Source organism: Wenzhouxiangella sp. YN1, assembly GCF_056324145.1.
The window spans coordinates 1-13431 of sequence record NZ_JBJNIO010000157.1; the positions used below are offsets into that span (position 1 = coordinate 1).

Below are 13431 nucleotides of genomic sequence, written 5' to 3' on the forward strand. Positions count from 1 at the left end.
CACCGAGATGGTGATGCCCGGCGACAACGTGCAGATGACCGTCAAGCTGATCGCGCCGATCGCCATGGAAGAGGGTCTGCGCTTCGCCATTCGCGAAGGCGGCCGTACCGTGGGTGCCGGCGTGGTGTCGAAAATCATCGAATAAACCGGTCCCTGAGAGCCTGCGCTGGATGTTCCGGCGCGGCGGCGCTCATTGACTGGCATGACCAGCCCCGTGGGGCCGGCGATCCTCGGGATCGCGAGCGTGCTTGCCGAAAGGCCGGCATAGAGATTTGATCTTTTACAGACTGAAGGCGTACGGCAATGGCCGAACAGAAAATCCGTATTCGTTTGAAGGGTTTCGATCATCGCTTGATTGATCGCTCGACCCAGGAAATCGTGGATACCGCCAAGCGCACCGGTGCGCAGGTTCGTGGGCCGATTCCGCTGCCCACGCGCAAGGAGCGCTATACCGTGCTGATCTCGCCGCACGTCAACAAGGACGCACGGGATCAGTACGAGATCCGCACTCACAAGCGGCTGCTGGATATCGTGGATCCCAATGACAAGACGGTTGATGCCCTGATGAAGCTGGACCTGGCTGCGGGCGTTGACGTTCAGATCAAGCTGTATTGAGGCGAGTAGAGCAATGGCTATCGGACTGGTAGGACGCAAGCGCGGCATGACCCGCATTTTCACCGAGGAGGGCAACTCCATTCCGGTGACGGTGCTCGAGGTCAGCCCCAACCGGATCACGCAGATTCGTCAACAGGAATCGGACGGCTATTCGGCCATTCAGGTTACTTGCGGCGGCAAGCGTACGTCTTTGGTTTCCCGCCCTCTGGCCGGGCACTACGCAAAGGCGGGTGTCGAGGCTGGCGAAGGTCTGTGGGAGTTTCGTCTGGACGCGGACAGCGTTGAAGACGGTCTCGAGATCGGCGCCGAGCTGACGGTCGAGCGATTCGAGGCGGGCCAGAAAGTTGACGTTACCGGAACCACCAAGGGCAAGGGTTTTGCCGGTGTGGTCAAGCGGCACAACTTCCGCACCCAGGACGCAACGCACGGTAACTCGCTGGCTCACCGCGCGCCCGGCTCCATCGGGCAGTGCCAGACGCCCGGTCGCGTGTTCAAGGGCAAGAAGATGGCTGGTCACATGGGTGACGCCCGTCAGACGACTCTGAACCTGCAGGTCGTTCGCGTCGATGCCGAGCGCAATCTCATTCTGATTCATGGCGCTGTTCCGGGCGCGACCGGCGGTCACGTCATGATTCGTCCGTCGATCAAGGCCTGAAGGAGAAAGTGATGGAACTGGCAATTAGCGGCGGCAGCACGATCAAGGTGTCCGATCAGGTCTTCGGTCGTGAATTTTCGGAAAGCCTGGTGCATCAGGTCGTCACTGCCTATCTGGCCGGTGGCCGGGCCGGCACCAAGGCGCAGAAGAACCGCGCGGCGGTGTCCGGCGGCGGGCGCAAGCCCTGGCGCCAGAAGGGCACTGGCAATGCGCGTGCGGGCAGTATTCGCAGCCCGCTGTGGCGCAGCGGCGGCGTCACCTTCGCGGCACAGCCCCGGGACTTCAGCCAAAAAGTCAATCGCAAGCAGTATCGCGCCGGGATTCGAGCGATTCTGTCCGAGCTGGTGCGGCAGGAGCGCCTGCTGGTGGTCGAGCAGTTCGAGCTGGAGCAGCCCAAGACCAGCGCGCTCATGGCGTTGCTGGCTGATCTGGGCGTGAGCCGCGGCGTGCTGGTCGACGTCGAACTCGGGCGCAATCTCGAGCTCGCCAGTCGCAATGTCTCCGGGCTCCGGGCCCTGGCCGTCGGAGCGCTTGATCCGGTCAGCCTGGTGGGTGCCGACAAGGTCGTCATGACGCGTGCGGCCGTCAACAAGATCGAGGAGTGGCTGGCATGAAGAATGAGCACATGTACCAGATTGTCCGCAGGCCGCACGTGTCGGAAAAGACCGCGCGCCTCCAGGCGGACAGCAATCAGTACGTTTTCGAGGTTCGCCGTGACGCCAGCAAAAGTGATATCAAGCGCGCGGTGGAAAGCCTGTTCGAGGTGGATGTCGAGCAAGTGCAGGTCCTGAACATGAAGGGCAAGCAGAAGAGCTTTCGCCTGGTGCCGGGGCGCCAGAAGGACTGGAAGAAGGCCTACGTGCGAATCAAGAGCGGCCAGACCATCGACGATGTGTTGGCCGACTGAATATATAGCGAGCCGGGAACAGAACCATGTCAATCCTCAAAGCAAAGCCGACATCTCCGGGCCGTAGAGGCCGCGCGCAGCTGCGCCATCTGCATCTGTGGAAGGGTGCGCCGCATGCGCCGCTGCTGGAGTCTCAGCACAACACCGGTGGGCGCAACAATGCCGGCCGGACAACGACAAAGCGCCGCGGCGGTGGTCACAAGCACCACTATCGCCGCATTGACTTCCGGCGCGACAAGGACGGCATTCGCGGCACGGTCGAACGGATCGAATACGATCCGAACCGGAGCGCGCATATTGCCCTGGTCAAGTACATCGATGGCGAACGTCGCTACATCCTGGCGCCCCGCCACGTGCGTGCAGGGCAGGAGATCCTCAGCGGGAACGAGGCTCCGATCAAGCCGGGCAATGCCATGGAGCTGCGCTCTATTCCGATGGGAACGCAGGTGCATGCCGTAGAGCTTCGCCCGGGAAAGGGCGCGCAGCTGGCGCGCAGTGCCGGCGCGGCGGTACAGCTGGTGGCGCGCGAGGGTCAGTATGCAACGCTGATGCTGCGCTCCGGCGAGGTCCGCAAGGTTCACGCCCGCTGCCGGGCAACCATTGGTCAGGTGGCCAACGTCGAGCACAGTTTGCAAAAGCTGGGCAAGGCGGGTGCCAATCGCTGGCGCGGCGTTCGTCCCACCGTGCGTGGTGTGGCAATGAACCCGGTCGACCATCCGCATGGCGGTGGTGAAGGCCGCTCGTCCGGCGGTCGCCATCCGGTCACGCCGTGGGGCATCAAGACCAAGGGTAAGCGCACCCGTACAAACAAGCGCACAGACATGTACATCACGCGTCCGCGCAAGCGCAAGTAACAGGAAATCGCTATGCCACGTTCGATCAAGAAAGGGCCGTTCATTGACCACCACCTGCAAGCCAAGGTGGAAGCGGCTGTCGAAACCAACAACCGGCGTCCGATCAAGACCTGGTCGCGTCGCTCGATGATCATGCCCGAAATGGTCGGTCTGACCATTGCCGTGCACAACGGTCGGCAGCACATGCCGATCCTGATCAACGAGAACATGGTGGGTCACAAACTCGGCGAATTTGCGCCGACCAGGACATTCAAGGGTCACAGCGGTGACCGCAGATCCAAGTAACAAGGGTTCGAGACGGTGATGGAAGCTACAGCAAAGCTCAGAGGCGCGCGTATCTCGCCGCAAAAAGCCCGTCTGGTCGCTGACCAGGTGCGCGGTTTGCCTGTCGAGCGGGCAGAAGAAGTGCTGATGTTCAGCAACAAGAAGGCTGCGCAGATCGTTCGGAAAGTTCTGATGTCTGCGATCGCCAACGCCGAGCACAACAGCGGGGCCGATATCGACGAGCTGAAGGTGCAGACCATCTTCGTCGACGAGGGGCCGGTGTTGAAGCGCGGCATGCCGCGCGCCAAGGGCCGCTTTACGCGAATTCTCAAGCGCACCAGTCACATCACCATTGTCGTGACAGAGGGCTAATCATGGGTAACAAGGTACATCCAACCGGATTTCGTCTCGGTATTGCCAAAGACTGGGCCGCCAAGTGGTATGCGGAGTCAGGCGACTTTGCCGACCAGCTGAATACCGATCTCGAGGCGCGCAAGTACTTGCAGAAGAACCTGTCGCACGCCGCGGTCAGCCGTATCGAGATCGAGCGTCCCGCCAAGTCCGCCGAGATCACGGTGCATACCGCACGTCCGGGTATCGTGATTGGCAAGAAAGGTGAGGATATCGAGCGTCTGCGGCGCCAGGTGAGTCGGATCATGGGCGTTCCCACGCACATCCGCGTGAACGAGATTCGCAAGCCGGAGCTGGACGCGCGCCTGGTGGCCGAAAGCATTGCTCAACAGCTTGAGCGCCGAGTCATGTTCCGGCGCGCCATGAAGCGGGCGGTTGGCAATGCCATGCGCCTGGGCGCCCAGGGTTTCAAGGTGCAGGTGGGTGGCCGGCTCAACGGCGCCGATATCGCCCGCAGCGAGTGGTATCGCGAAGGTCGCGTGCCGCTGCATACGCTGCGCGCTGATATCGATTACGCCACTGCCGAGGCGGCAACAACCTACGGCATCATCGGTATCAAGGTCTGGGTATACAAGGGCGAGGTTTTCGACCTGTATGCCGAGAAGAGTTCGGAAAAGGCACCGTCCAAGGGCGGCGCGCGCAAGGAGAGCTAAACGATGCTGCAGCCGAAACGTACCAAGTTCAGAAAGCAGCAGAAAGGGCGTAACCGCGGGCTGGCGAACGTGGGTAACCGCGTCAGCTTCGGCGAGTACGGCCTGCAGGCAACCACGCGTGGTTTCATCACGGCACGTCAGATCGAATCGGCCCGACGGGCGGTGACTCGACACGTCAAGCGTGGCGGCAAGCTGTGGATTCGGGTCTTTCCCGACAAGCCGGTGTCCAACAAGCCGGTCGAGGTCCGGATGGGCAAGGGCAAGGGTAACGTGGAATACTGGGTTGCTCCGATTCAGCCCGGACGCATGATCTATGAGATTCAGGGCGTCAGTGAGGACGTTGCGCGCGAGGCATTCCGGCTTGCGGCCGCCAAGCTGAGCGTTCGCACCACGTTTGTAGCGAGGACGCTGTAATGAAAGCGAGTGAACTTCGAGACAAGAGTTCCAGCGAACTCAACGGGCTGCTGCTGGACCTGCGCAAGGAGCAGTTCTCCCTGCGCATGCAGCATGGCACCGGCCAGCTGGGCACGCCCCATGACATGCGCCGTGTTCGCAAGCAGATCGCACGGGTCAAGACTGTGCTTAACCAGAAGCAGGATGGAAACAAGGCATGACTAGCGAAGATCGCAAACAGCGCAGCGTCGTCGGGCGCGTTGTCAGCAACAAGATGGACAAGACCGTGACGGTTCGTCTGGAGCGCTTGGTCAAGCACCCGCTGTACGGCAAATACGTTCGCCGTTCCAGCAAGGTCCATGCCCACGATGCCGACAATAGCTGCAATGAAGGCGATACCGTGCGCATTGAGCAGACCCGGCCGATTTCGAAGTCGAAGGCCTGGCAAGTGATCAAAGTGGTTGAACGGGCCCAGTAAGCGGAGCGATAGACATGATTCAGATGCAATCCAGGCTTTCGGTAGCCGACAACAGCGGAGCGCGAGAGCTTCAGTGCATCAAGGTGCTGGGTGGCTCCAAGCGTCGTTACGCGAATATTGGCGATGTCATCAAGGTCACCATCAAGGAGGCCATCCCGCGCGGCAAGGTGAAGAAGGGCGAAGTCTACAACGCCGTCGTGGTGCGAACCGCCAAGGGCGTGCGTCGCCGTGATGGCTCGCTGATCCGCTTCGACGGTAATGCGGCGGTGCTGCTCAATAGCAAGCTCGAGCCGATTGGAACCCGTATCTTCGGGCCGGTAACACGCGAATTGCGCACCGGTCAGTTCATGAAGATCGTGTCGCTCGCGCCGGAAGTGTTGTAAGGAGTTCAAGATGGAACGTATTCGCAAGGGCGACGAAGTCATCGTGATTGCCGGCCGCAGCAAGGGTCAGCGCGGTCACGTGCTCAGAGTGCTGAAGGATCGGCGTTTTCTGGTGGAGAACGTGAATATGGTCAAGCGCCACCAGAAACCGGACCCGCAGGAACAGAAGCCTGGCGGAATCATCGAGCGCGAGGCGCCCATCCACGCCTCCAACGTGATGGTGTTCAATCCGGCGACCGGCAAGGGCGATCGGGTGGGCTTCAAGTCTCTGGAAGATGGCCGCAAGGTGCGCTTCTATCGTTCGACCGGTGAAGTGGTTGATATCTGAAGGCGATGAGGCCAGCCGGCAGGCGGCTCGAAAATGAAAACTTTCTGGAATTGACAATGGCAAGGCTAAGAGATTTTTACAGACAAGAGGTTGTCGGAAAGCTGACCGAGAAGTTTGGCTATTCCAACCCGATGCAGGCGCCGCAAGTCACCAAGATAACGGTCAATATGGGCGTTGGCGAAGCGGTGGGAGACAAGAAGGTCATCGAGAATGCGATGGCTGACATGGCCAAGATCGTCGGTCAGCGGCCGGTGATCACCCGTGCCCGCAAGTCGGTTGCCAGCTTCAAGATTCGTGATGATTACCCGATCGGTTGCATGGTGACTCTGCGGCGAGAGCACATGTACGAATTTCTCGATCGACTGATCAACGTCGCGCTGCCGCGCGTGCGCGATTTCCGCGGGGTGCCGCGCAAGTCGTTCGATGGTCGCGGCAACTACAATCTCGGAATCAAGGAGCAGATCATCTTCCCCGAGATCAATTACGACCAGGTAGATACATTGCGCGGTATGGATGTGGCTATAACCACGTCCGCGCAGTCCGATGAAGAAGGACTGGCTCTGCTGGAAGCGTTCGGCTTCCCGTTCCGGGCCAGGTAAGGAGTAGCAGGTATGGCGAAGGTATCAATGGTTCAGCGCGACGTGCGGCGGGCAAGGCTTGCGCAGCAGTATGCGAAAAAGCGTGCCGAGCTCAAGCGCATTATTGCCGACCCGGAAGTCGATTTCGACGAAAAGCAGGAAGCGATGCACAGGCTCAACAAGCTGCCGCGCGACTCCTCGCCGGTACGTCGGCGCAATCGCTGCCGTCAGTCGGGGCGGCCCCGCGGCTACTACCGCAAATTTGGTCTCAGCCGCAACAAGCTGCGGGAAGCGGCCATGCGCGGCGATATTCCCGGTCTGCGCAAGGCCAGCTGGTAAGGAGAGAGTGCAATGAGCATGAGTGACCCCATTGCCGATATGCTGGCACGCATCAAGAACGCGCAAGCGGTGAACAAGCGCGTTGTGAGCATGCCGGCATCAAAAGGCAAGATTGCCATCGCGGAAGTCCTCCAGAAGGAGGGTTATATCCGCGAGTACAGCGTCGAGGAAGACGGCGCCAAGCGCTTCCTGAGCATTTCGCTCAAGTACGTGGAAGGGCGAGGCGTGATCGATCGACTGGAGCGTTACAGCCTGCCCAGCCGACGGCGTTACTTCGGCAGCGGTGAACTGCCGCGCGTTCAGAACGGTTTGGGCGTAGCCATCGTGAGCACGTCGCATGGCGTGATGAGCGACCGTGAGGCGCGTGCACAGGGCCACGGCGGCGAAGTTCTTTGCCTGGTCGCCTGATAGAGTTTTTCGGAGAGACAAACGATGTCGAGAATTGCCAAAGCGCCAATCGATCTGCCCAAAGGCGTGGAATTGAGTCACGTCGACGGCGTGGTCAAGGTCAAGAGCAGTAACGGCCAGTTGGAAATGCAGGTTCATCCCACAGTGACCGTGACTGTTGATGACGGCGTGGTCAGCGTCGCTCCCGATGAGTCCGGTACCATGGCCATGGCCGGCACCATGCGTTCCATGATTGCCAACATGATTCATGGGCTGACGGATGGTTTTGAAAAAAAGCTGGAGCTGATCGGTGTGGGTTACCGCGCCCAGGTTCAGGGCAACAAGTTGAATCTGCAGCTCGGTTTCAGTCACCCGGTTGATTTCGTGATCCCCGAGGGCGTTTCAATCGAGACCCCCAGCCAGACTGAAATCCTGGTCAAGGGCAGCAACAAGCAGCTGGTCGGGCAGGTGGCCGCCGAGATTCGTGGACATCGTCCGCCGGAGCCGTACAAAGGCAAGGGTGTTCGCTACGCCGACGAGCGCGTGGTGATGAAGGAAGCCAAGAAGGCCTGAGGAATCGAACATGAACGACAGGAATCAATCCAGACTGCGGCGGGCGCGCAAGAACCGCGCCCGGATCACGCGCTCCGGCCAGCCACGGCTCACCGTGCATCGCTCGGGCCGCCATATCTACGCGCAGGTTATCGATGCCGGCGGCCAGCGCACCGTTGCGGCCGCCTCGACACTGCAGAAGGATCTGGCCGAAGGGCTCAAGAGCACCTGCAGCGTGGAAGCCGCACAGCGGGTTGGCAAGAAGGTTGCCGAGCGCAGCATTGAGGCCGGCATCGAGGGCGTCGCCTTCGATCGTTCGGGCTTCAGGTATCACGGACGGGTCAAGGCGCTGGCAGATGCCGCGCGTGAAGCCGGTCTGAAGTTTTAACGTTAACGGAATTCATCATGGCTAGAGATAACAGCACCGACGATCTGATTGAAAAGCTGGTCGCGGTCAACCGTGTGGTCAAGGTGGTCAAGGGCGGCCGCCAGTTTACCTTTACGGCGCTGGCGGTAGTCGGCGACGGCGAAGGCAAGGTTGGCTTCGGTTATGGCAAGGCGCGGGAAGTGCCGCTGGCCATCCAGAAATCAATGGAACGGGCTCGTCGCGACATGGTCCGCATTTCTCTCAATGAGGGCACGCTCTGGCACCCGGTCAACGCTCGCCACAGCGGCTCCCGGGTGTACATGCAGCCGGCCTCTGACGGTACCGGTGTGATTGCCGGCGGCCCGATGCGTGCTGTGTTCGAGGCGGTGGGAGTCCACAACGTGCTGGCCAAGAGTCTGGGGTCGAACAACCCCATCAACCTGGTGCGCGCGACCTTGAAGGGCCTGCAGGCCATGGCCTCGCCGGAACAGGTTGCGATCAAGCGCGGGAAGTCGATCGAGGAGGTTCTGGAATATCATGGCTGAGAACGCAACCGGAAAGGTGCGAGTGACGCTGGTGCGTTCGCTCTGCAACACCATCGGCAAGCATCGCCTGACGGTGCGAGGCCTGGGCCTGAGACGACTGCATCATACCGTGGAGCTGGAAGACACTCCGGCCATCCGCGGCATGATTCGCCAGGTCGAGTACCTGCTACAGGTTGAAAACGCCTGAACTCAACATTGGACTGTGACATGAAACTCAATTCGATTCAGCCCGCAGAAGGCAGCCGCAGCGAGCGCAAGCGCGTGGGGCGCGGCATTGGTTCCGGTATCGGCAAGACCGGCGGCCGCGGTCACAAGGGGCAGAAGTCACGCTCGGGCGGCTACCACAAGGTGGGCTTCGAAGGTGGTCAGATGCCACTGCAGCGGCGTTTGCCGAAAGTCGGCTTTCGCTCTGCGGTCAATCGCCACACCGCGGAGCTGAGGCTTTATCAGATCAGCGTCATGGACGCCGACGTGATCGATCTTGACGCGCTCAAGAAGGCTGGTCTCATCAGCGCGGCCACGCGCAAGGTACGCCTGATCAACAAGGGCAGCCTGGAGCGCGCTGTAACCGTGCGCGGACTGCACGTGACCGCCGGTGCGGCCAAGGCGATCGAGGCCGCGGGCGGCAAGGTCGAGTAATGGCACGCAATCCATCGGACATGGCCGGAATGCTTGGCGGCATCGGACGCCTCAAGGAGCTGCGCCAGCGCCTGTTCGTGGTGCTGGTGGTGCTGTTGATATTCCGCTTTGGCACGTTCATCCCGGTTCCCGGCATCAACCCGATCGCCCTGGTCGAGCTGATGGATATGTCCAGCGGCACGATCGTGGACATGTTCAACATGTTCTCCGGTGGCGCACTGGGCCGCTTCTCGATATTCGCTCTGGGCGTCATGCCGTATATTTCAGCGGCGATCATCATGCAGCTGATGAGCCATGCGGTTCCTCAGCTGCAGCAGCTGCGCAAGGAAGGCGAATCCGGTCGCCGCAAGATCACCCAGTACACACGCTACTTCACCGTGCTGCTTGCCGGTTTCCAGTCATTTGGCGTGGCCGTGGCGCTGCAGAGCCAGAGCGCTGGCGCCAACCTGCCGGTGGTCATCAATCCCGGACCCGGGTTCGTCATGGCGGCGGTAATCACGCTGACGGCGGGTACCGTCTTCCTGATGTGGCTGGGCGAGCAAATCACCGAGCGCGGTATCGGCAACGGGATTTCGATCCTGATTCTCGCCGGTATCGTTGCCGGGCTGCCCACGGCCATTGGCTCGACGCTGGAACTGGTTCGCACCGGTCAGCTGGGCGTGCTGACGGCCACTTTCCTGCTGGCGCTGGCGCTTGCGGTCACGGCGTTCGTGGTTTTCGTGGAGCGTGGCCAGCGGCGGATCACCATTAACTATGCCCAGCGTCAGGGGCGTCAGGCGTATCGCAGCCAGTCCACGCATCTGCCGCTGAAGGTCAACATGTCGGGTGTGATTCCCGCGATCTTCGCCTCCAGCCTGGTGCTGTTCCCGGCCACGATTTCGACCTGGTTCGGACAGGCCGGGGAGTCCGGATGGCTGCAGTCGATCTCGCAGCAACTGACCCCGGGGCAGCCCATTTACATCGCGCTGTACGGCGGCCTGGTGATGTTCTTTGCTTTCTTCTATACGGCGATTGTCTTCAACTCCAAGGAGACAGCCGACAACCTGAAGAAGTCCGGAGCTTTCATTCCAGGCATCCGGCCTGGCCGGCAGACGGCCGAGTACATCGATTATGTGCTGACCCGCCTGACGCTGGTCGGCGCGTTTTATCTGGCTGCCGTGTGTCTGCTGCCCGAGTTTCTGATCATGCAGTGGAACGTTCCGTTCTATCTCGGGGGCACCTCACTGCTGATCATCGTGGTGGTGACGATGGACTTCATGGCGCAGCTGCAGGCGCATCTGATGTCGCATCAATACGACAGTCTGCTGAAGAAGTCCAACCTCAAGAGTTACGGACGCAGTGGCGTAGTGCGCCGTTGAATAAAGGGCCGTTTCGGCCAGAAAGTGTGGAGAGGAACAATGAAGGTTCAGGCATCAGTGAAGAGAATATGCCGTCACTGCAAGGTGGTTCGCCGCAAGGGCATGGTCTACGTGATCTGCAGCGATCCCAAACACAAGCAGCGGCAGGGATGAAACAATACCGCGTGACGGGCTTGGCAAATGCCGCAAAAAGCGGTATTATTGCTGGTTTGCGTCGAGTGGGCGTAAAGGTTTACGGAGCAAGCACATGGCACGTATAGCAGGCGTCAATCTGCCCGTCCAGAAGCATGTCTGGGTGGCGCTGACAAACATTTACGGCATCGGGCGTACCCGAGCCATACAGATCTGCGAGGCAACCGGTGTCGCGCCCGACACCAAGGTGCGCGACCTGACGGAGGCAGAGCAGGAAAAGCTGCGGCAGGCCGTTGGCCAGATTTCCGTCGAAGGCGACCTGCGTCGTGAGGTGTCGATGAACATCAAGCGACTGATGGATCTGGGCTGCTACCGCGGTCTGCGTCATCGTCGTGGTCTTCCGGTCCGTGGCCAGCGCACGCAGACCAATGCCCGTACCCGCAAGGGTCCGCGCCGTCCGATTCGTTGAGGTAGGAATTCATGGCCAAACAACAGACCAGCAAGAGCCGGAAGAAGGTCAGAAAGACAGTTGTCGATGGCATCGCCCACGTGCATGCGTCGTTCAACAACACGATCATCACGATTACCGATCGTCAGGGCAACACGATCTCCTGGGCAACATCCGGTGGGTCGGGCTTTCGCGGATCGCGCAAGTCGACTCCTTTTGCCGCCCAGGTGGCGGCCGACAACGCCGGACGAACGGCCCAGGAGTTCGGAATGACCAACCTGGAGGTTCGCGTCAACGGGCCGGGCCCGGGGCGGGAGTCCTCGGTCAGATCCCTCAACGCAGCGGGATTCAAGATCACCAACATCGTCGACGTCACGCCGATTCCTCACAACGGCTGTCGTCCACCCAAAAAACGTCGCGTCTAAGTCAGCGGCAGGCAGACTCAAAGAGATATGGCTAGATATACTGGACCCACCTGCAAGCTCGCACGCCGCGAAGGCGTCGATCTGAACCTCAAGAGCCCCGCGCGGGGTCTTGAGTCGAAGTGCAAGCTCAATCAGCCGCCGGGGCAGCACGGCGACAGCCGCCGCCAGCGCCTGTCGGAATACGCGTTGCAGCTGCGCGAGAAACAGAAGGTGCGCCGCATGTATGGCGTGCTCGAGCGGCAGTTTCACAACTATTACAAGGAAGCGGCCCGACGCAAGGGCGCTACCGGCGAGAACCTGCTTCAGCTTCTGGAAAATCGTCTGGACAACGTGGTCTATCGTCTGGGCTTTGCCGTCACCCGCGCACAGGCTCGTCAGATGGTCAGCCACAAGTCGATCGAGCTCAACGGCAAGGTGGTCAACATTCCTTCGTATCAGGTGCAGCCCGAGGATCGCATCGCGGTGCGTGAGAAGGCGCGCAAGCAGCTGCGCATTCAGGAAGCGATCAGCGTTGCGCGCGAGCTTGACCTGGTGCCGGCATGGATCGATGTCGATTTCGACAAGATGGAGGGGGTGTTCAAGGCAAGTCCCGAGCGGGACGATCTGCCGCCTGACATCAACGAGAATCTGATTGTCGAGCTCTACTCGAAGTAAGCCGTGGGCTGCCCGCCCGCGCTGCACACGAAAACCGAATTTGGAGAGGCAAACATGTCAGGCCAGATAAGCGAACTTATCGGCACGATGCTCAAGCCCCAGGGGCTGATCGTCGACGAGATCTCGTCACGGCGGGCCCGCATTACGCTCGAGCCGCTCGAGCGCGGCTTTGGCCATACCCTGGGCAATGCGCTGCGGCGTATTCTTTTGTCCTCGATCCCGGGCAGCGCCATCACCGAGGCAGAAATCGATGGTGTGCTGCACGAGTACACCGGCATTGAGGGGTTGCAGGAAGACATCGTCGAGGTGCTGCTCAATCTGAAGGACGTGGCCATTCGCATGCATAATCGCGATGAAGCCACGCTGACGCTCAGCAAGGACAAGAAGGGCCCCGTGACAGCCGGAGACATCCAGCTCGATCATGATATCGAGGTGATCAACCCGGAACACGTGATTTGCAACCTCACGAAGAACAACAAGCTGCGGATGCAGCTCAAGGTGACGCGAGGCGTTGGCTACCACGCCGCCGCTGCGCTGAAGTTCAATGAAGAAGAGACGCGCACGATTGGCCGCTTGCAGCTCGACGCATCCTATTGCCCGGTGCACCGTGTCGCCTACAGTGTTGAAAGTGCGCGCGTTGGCCAGCGTACCGACCTCGACAAGCTGGTGTTCGATATCGAAACCAACGGCACCATGAGCTGCGAGGACGCGGTCAAGCTGGCTGCGGGGATACTGGTCGATCAGATGTCGGTGTTTGTCGAGTTCGTGGCACGCGAGAAAGACGAAGCGGTTGTCAAACCGGAAACCTTCGACCCCATCCTGCTGCGACCGATCGACGATCTCGAGCTGACCGTGCGTTCAGCCAACTGTCTCAAGGCCGAGCACATCCAGTACGTGGGCGACCTGGTTCAGCGAACTGAAACGGAGCTGCTGAAGACCCCGAACCTGGGCAAGAAGTCACTGACCGAAATCAAGACGGTGCTGGCGACCCACGATCTGTCACTGGGCACCCGCCTGGAAAACTGGCCGCCGCCGTCGCTGGCGCGCACCGAGCACTGAGGAGAGA

Annotated in this window: 28 protein-coding genes; all 28 read left to right on the forward strand. The window is 60.6% G+C overall.

Annotated features, from left to right (window positions below):
* Nucleotides 1-145: EF-Tu C-terminal domain-related protein (locus ACEWQZ_RS12820; RefSeq protein ID WP_476481235.1), on the forward strand; the 145-nt coding region annotated here is incomplete at its 5' end.
* A gap of 158 nt (nucleotides 146-303) precedes the next feature.
* Nucleotides 304-615, forward strand: a complete 312-nt coding sequence (gene rpsJ / locus ACEWQZ_RS12825; RefSeq protein ID WP_116650688.1) for a 30S ribosomal protein S10 — start codon at nucleotides 304-306, stop codon at nucleotides 613-615.
* A gap of 13 nt (nucleotides 616-628) precedes the next feature.
* Nucleotides 629-1270: a 50S ribosomal protein L3 gene (rplC, locus tag ACEWQZ_RS12830; protein WP_476483499.1), complete on the forward strand. Its 642-nt coding sequence runs from the start codon at nucleotides 629-631 to the stop codon at nucleotides 1268-1270.
* Nucleotides 1271-1281: 11 nt separating this feature from the next.
* Nucleotides 1282-1884, forward strand: coding sequence for a 50S ribosomal protein L4 (gene rplD / locus ACEWQZ_RS12835; RefSeq protein WP_476483500.1), 603 nt, complete (start codon nucleotides 1282-1284; stop codon nucleotides 1882-1884).
* Entirely contained in the window at nucleotides 1881-2177 is a 297-nt protein-coding gene (gene rplW, locus ACEWQZ_RS12840) for a 50S ribosomal protein L23 (RefSeq protein ID WP_476483501.1), read from the forward strand. Before rplD ends, rplW begins: the two co-directional genes overlap by 4 nt.
* Nucleotides 2178-2203: 26 nt before the next feature.
* The gene (gene rplB, locus ACEWQZ_RS12845) at nucleotides 2204-3031 is read left to right on the forward strand and encodes a 50S ribosomal protein L2 (RefSeq protein WP_476483502.1); all 828 of its coding nucleotides are present in this window, start codon (nucleotides 2204-2206) and stop codon (nucleotides 3029-3031) included.
* Nucleotides 3032-3043: 12 nt separating this feature from the next.
* On the forward strand, nucleotides 3044-3316 hold the full coding sequence (gene rpsS / locus ACEWQZ_RS12850; RefSeq protein WP_476483503.1) for a 30S ribosomal protein S19: 273 nt from the start codon (nucleotides 3044-3046) through the stop codon (nucleotides 3314-3316).
* Nucleotides 3317-3334: 18 nt separating this feature from the next.
* Nucleotides 3335-3667 carry a 50S ribosomal protein L22 gene (gene rplV / locus ACEWQZ_RS12855; RefSeq protein ID WP_476483504.1) on the forward strand — a complete coding sequence of 111 codons (333 nt, stop codon included), beginning with the start codon at nucleotides 3335-3337 and terminating at the stop codon, nucleotides 3665-3667.
* A gap of 2 nt (nucleotides 3668-3669) precedes the next feature.
* A complete protein-coding gene (gene rpsC / locus ACEWQZ_RS12860) occupies nucleotides 3670-4359 on the forward strand; it encodes a 30S ribosomal protein S3 (protein ID WP_476483505.1) in 690 nt (229 codons plus the stop codon).
* Nucleotides 4360-4362: 3 nt separating this feature from the next.
* On the forward strand, nucleotides 4363-4773 hold the full coding sequence (gene rplP, locus ACEWQZ_RS12865) for a 50S ribosomal protein L16 (protein WP_476483506.1): 411 nt from the start codon (nucleotides 4363-4365) through the stop codon (nucleotides 4771-4773).
* Complete coding sequence (rpmC, locus tag ACEWQZ_RS12870) at nucleotides 4773-4973, forward strand: 50S ribosomal protein L29 (RefSeq protein ID WP_476483507.1); 201 nt, start codon at nucleotides 4773-4775, stop codon at nucleotides 4971-4973. The genes rplP and rpmC overlap by 1 nt, the downstream gene beginning before the upstream one ends.
* Complete coding sequence (gene rpsQ, locus ACEWQZ_RS12875; protein WP_476483508.1) at nucleotides 4970-5230, forward strand: 30S ribosomal protein S17; 261 nt, start codon at nucleotides 4970-4972, stop codon at nucleotides 5228-5230. Before rpmC ends, rpsQ begins: the two co-directional genes overlap by 4 nt.
* Before the next feature lie 14 nt (nucleotides 5231-5244).
* Nucleotides 5245-5613, forward strand: coding sequence for a 50S ribosomal protein L14 (gene rplN, locus ACEWQZ_RS12880; protein WP_476483509.1), 369 nt, complete (start codon nucleotides 5245-5247; stop codon nucleotides 5611-5613).
* Between the two features lie 10 nt (nucleotides 5614-5623).
* Nucleotides 5624-5941, forward strand: coding sequence for a 50S ribosomal protein L24 (rplX, locus tag ACEWQZ_RS12885; protein ID WP_476483510.1), 318 nt, complete (start codon nucleotides 5624-5626; stop codon nucleotides 5939-5941).
* Nucleotides 5942-5997: 56 nt separating this feature from the next.
* Nucleotides 5998-6540, forward strand: a complete 543-nt coding sequence (rplE, locus tag ACEWQZ_RS12890; protein ID WP_476483655.1) for a 50S ribosomal protein L5 — start codon at nucleotides 5998-6000, stop codon at nucleotides 6538-6540.
* A gap of 12 nt (nucleotides 6541-6552) precedes the next feature.
* Nucleotides 6553-6858, forward strand: coding sequence for a 30S ribosomal protein S14 (rpsN, locus tag ACEWQZ_RS12895; RefSeq protein WP_476483511.1), 306 nt, complete (start codon nucleotides 6553-6555; stop codon nucleotides 6856-6858).
* A 12-nt stretch (nucleotides 6859-6870) separates the two neighbouring features.
* A complete protein-coding gene (gene rpsH / locus ACEWQZ_RS12900) occupies nucleotides 6871-7266 on the forward strand; it encodes a 30S ribosomal protein S8 (protein ID WP_476483512.1) in 396 nt (131 codons plus the stop codon).
* Between the two features lie 24 nt (nucleotides 7267-7290).
* Complete coding sequence (gene rplF, locus ACEWQZ_RS12905; protein ID WP_476483513.1) at nucleotides 7291-7818, forward strand: 50S ribosomal protein L6; 528 nt, start codon at nucleotides 7291-7293, stop codon at nucleotides 7816-7818.
* A 10-nt stretch (nucleotides 7819-7828) separates the two neighbouring features.
* A complete protein-coding gene (gene rplR / locus ACEWQZ_RS12910) occupies nucleotides 7829-8185 on the forward strand; it encodes a 50S ribosomal protein L18 (protein WP_476483514.1) in 357 nt (118 codons plus the stop codon).
* 17 nt (nucleotides 8186-8202) lie between these two features.
* Nucleotides 8203-8709 (forward strand): 30S ribosomal protein S5, encoded by a 507-nt coding sequence (gene rpsE, locus ACEWQZ_RS12915; RefSeq protein ID WP_476483515.1) that lies wholly within the window; start codon nucleotides 8203-8205, stop codon nucleotides 8707-8709.
* On the forward strand, nucleotides 8702-8896 hold the full coding sequence (gene rpmD / locus ACEWQZ_RS12920) for a 50S ribosomal protein L30 (protein ID WP_476483516.1): 195 nt from the start codon (nucleotides 8702-8704) through the stop codon (nucleotides 8894-8896). Before rpsE ends, rpmD begins: the two co-directional genes overlap by 8 nt.
* 20 nt (nucleotides 8897-8916) lie before the next feature.
* Nucleotides 8917-9348, forward strand: coding sequence for a 50S ribosomal protein L15 (rplO, locus tag ACEWQZ_RS12925; protein ID WP_476483517.1), 432 nt, complete (start codon nucleotides 8917-8919; stop codon nucleotides 9346-9348).
* Nucleotides 9348-10706 (forward strand): preprotein translocase subunit SecY, encoded by a 1359-nt coding sequence (secY, locus tag ACEWQZ_RS12930; RefSeq protein WP_476483518.1) that lies wholly within the window; start codon nucleotides 9348-9350, stop codon nucleotides 10704-10706. The genes rplO and secY overlap by 1 nt, the downstream gene beginning before the upstream one ends.
* Before the next feature lie 39 nt (nucleotides 10707-10745).
* The gene (gene rpmJ / locus ACEWQZ_RS12935; protein ID WP_476483519.1) at nucleotides 10746-10859 is read left to right on the forward strand and encodes a 50S ribosomal protein L36; all 114 of its coding nucleotides are present in this window, start codon (nucleotides 10746-10748) and stop codon (nucleotides 10857-10859) included.
* 94 nt (nucleotides 10860-10953) lie between these two features.
* Nucleotides 10954-11307, forward strand: coding sequence for a 30S ribosomal protein S13 (gene rpsM / locus ACEWQZ_RS12940; RefSeq protein WP_476483520.1), 354 nt, complete (start codon nucleotides 10954-10956; stop codon nucleotides 11305-11307).
* Nucleotides 11308-11318: 11 nt separating this feature from the next.
* Nucleotides 11319-11711: a 30S ribosomal protein S11 gene (rpsK, locus tag ACEWQZ_RS12945; protein ID WP_476483521.1), complete on the forward strand. Its 393-nt coding sequence runs from the start codon at nucleotides 11319-11321 to the stop codon at nucleotides 11709-11711.
* A gap of 27 nt (nucleotides 11712-11738) precedes the next feature.
* Nucleotides 11739-12365, forward strand: a complete 627-nt coding sequence (rpsD, locus tag ACEWQZ_RS12950) for a 30S ribosomal protein S4 (protein ID WP_476483522.1) — start codon at nucleotides 11739-11741, stop codon at nucleotides 12363-12365.
* A gap of 54 nt (nucleotides 12366-12419) precedes the next feature.
* A complete protein-coding gene (locus ACEWQZ_RS12955) occupies nucleotides 12420-13424 on the forward strand; it encodes a DNA-directed RNA polymerase subunit alpha (protein WP_476483523.1) in 1005 nt (334 codons plus the stop codon).
* Nucleotides 13425-13431 lie beyond the last annotated feature (7 nt).

What these genes read in the sequence shown, in the direction of transcription:
- ACEWQZ_RS12955 (WP_476483523.1), top strand. Translation starts at nt 12,420, where the DNA reads ATGTCAGGCCAGATAAGCGAACTTATCGGCACGATGCTCAAGCCCCAG.
- rpsQ (WP_476483508.1), top strand. Translation starts at nt 4,970, where the DNA reads ATGACTAGCGAAGATCGCAAACAGCGCAGCGTCGTCGGGCGCGTTGTC.
- rplV (WP_476483504.1), top strand. Translation starts at nt 3,335, where the DNA reads ATGGAAGCTACAGCAAAGCTCAGAGGCGCGCGTATCTCGCCGCAAAAA.
- rplN (WP_476483509.1), top strand. Translation starts at nt 5,245, where the DNA reads ATGATTCAGATGCAATCCAGGCTTTCGGTAGCCGACAACAGCGGAGCG.
- rpmD (WP_476483516.1), top strand. Translation starts at nt 8,702, where the DNA reads ATGGCTGAGAACGCAACCGGAAAGGTGCGAGTGACGCTGGTGCGTTCG.
- rpsE (WP_476483515.1), top strand. Translation starts at nt 8,203, where the DNA reads ATGGCTAGAGATAACAGCACCGACGATCTGATTGAAAAGCTGGTCGCG.
- rplX (WP_476483510.1), top strand. Translation starts at nt 5,624, where the DNA reads ATGGAACGTATTCGCAAGGGCGACGAAGTCATCGTGATTGCCGGCCGC.
- rplD (WP_476483500.1), top strand. Translation starts at nt 1,282, where the DNA reads ATGGAACTGGCAATTAGCGGCGGCAGCACGATCAAGGTGTCCGATCAG.
- rplF (WP_476483513.1), top strand. Translation starts at nt 7,291, where the DNA reads ATGTCGAGAATTGCCAAAGCGCCAATCGATCTGCCCAAAGGCGTGGAA.
- rpsM (WP_476483520.1), top strand. Translation starts at nt 10,954, where the DNA reads ATGGCACGTATAGCAGGCGTCAATCTGCCCGTCCAGAAGCATGTCTGG.
- rplR (WP_476483514.1), top strand. Translation starts at nt 7,829, where the DNA reads ATGAACGACAGGAATCAATCCAGACTGCGGCGGGCGCGCAAGAACCGC.
- secY (WP_476483518.1), top strand. Translation starts at nt 9,348, where the DNA reads ATGGCACGCAATCCATCGGACATGGCCGGAATGCTTGGCGGCATCGGA.
- rplB (WP_476483502.1), top strand. Translation starts at nt 2,204, where the DNA reads ATGTCAATCCTCAAAGCAAAGCCGACATCTCCGGGCCGTAGAGGCCGC.
- rpsJ (WP_116650688.1), top strand. Translation starts at nt 304, where the DNA reads ATGGCCGAACAGAAAATCCGTATTCGTTTGAAGGGTTTCGATCATCGC.
- rplO (WP_476483517.1), top strand. Translation starts at nt 8,917, where the DNA reads ATGAAACTCAATTCGATTCAGCCCGCAGAAGGCAGCCGCAGCGAGCGC.
- rpsC (WP_476483505.1), top strand. Translation starts at nt 3,670, where the DNA reads ATGGGTAACAAGGTACATCCAACCGGATTTCGTCTCGGTATTGCCAAA.
- rplW (WP_476483501.1), top strand. Translation starts at nt 1,881, where the DNA reads ATGAAGAATGAGCACATGTACCAGATTGTCCGCAGGCCGCACGTGTCG.
- rplE (WP_476483655.1), top strand. Translation starts at nt 5,998, where the DNA reads ATGGCAAGGCTAAGAGATTTTTACAGACAAGAGGTTGTCGGAAAGCTG.
- rplP (WP_476483506.1), top strand. Translation starts at nt 4,363, where the DNA reads ATGCTGCAGCCGAAACGTACCAAGTTCAGAAAGCAGCAGAAAGGGCGT.
- rpsD (WP_476483522.1), top strand. Translation starts at nt 11,739, where the DNA reads ATGGCTAGATATACTGGACCCACCTGCAAGCTCGCACGCCGCGAAGGC.
- rpmJ (WP_476483519.1), top strand. Translation starts at nt 10,746, where the DNA reads ATGAAGGTTCAGGCATCAGTGAAGAGAATATGCCGTCACTGCAAGGTG.
- rplC (WP_476483499.1), top strand. Translation starts at nt 629, where the DNA reads ATGGCTATCGGACTGGTAGGACGCAAGCGCGGCATGACCCGCATTTTC.
- rpsK (WP_476483521.1), top strand. Translation starts at nt 11,319, where the DNA reads ATGGCCAAACAACAGACCAGCAAGAGCCGGAAGAAGGTCAGAAAGACA.
- rpmC (WP_476483507.1), top strand. Translation starts at nt 4,773, where the DNA reads ATGAAAGCGAGTGAACTTCGAGACAAGAGTTCCAGCGAACTCAACGGG.
- rpsN (WP_476483511.1), top strand. Translation starts at nt 6,553, where the DNA reads ATGGCGAAGGTATCAATGGTTCAGCGCGACGTGCGGCGGGCAAGGCTT.
- rpsH (WP_476483512.1), top strand. Translation starts at nt 6,871, where the DNA reads ATGAGCATGAGTGACCCCATTGCCGATATGCTGGCACGCATCAAGAAC.
- rpsS (WP_476483503.1), top strand. Translation starts at nt 3,044, where the DNA reads ATGCCACGTTCGATCAAGAAAGGGCCGTTCATTGACCACCACCTGCAA.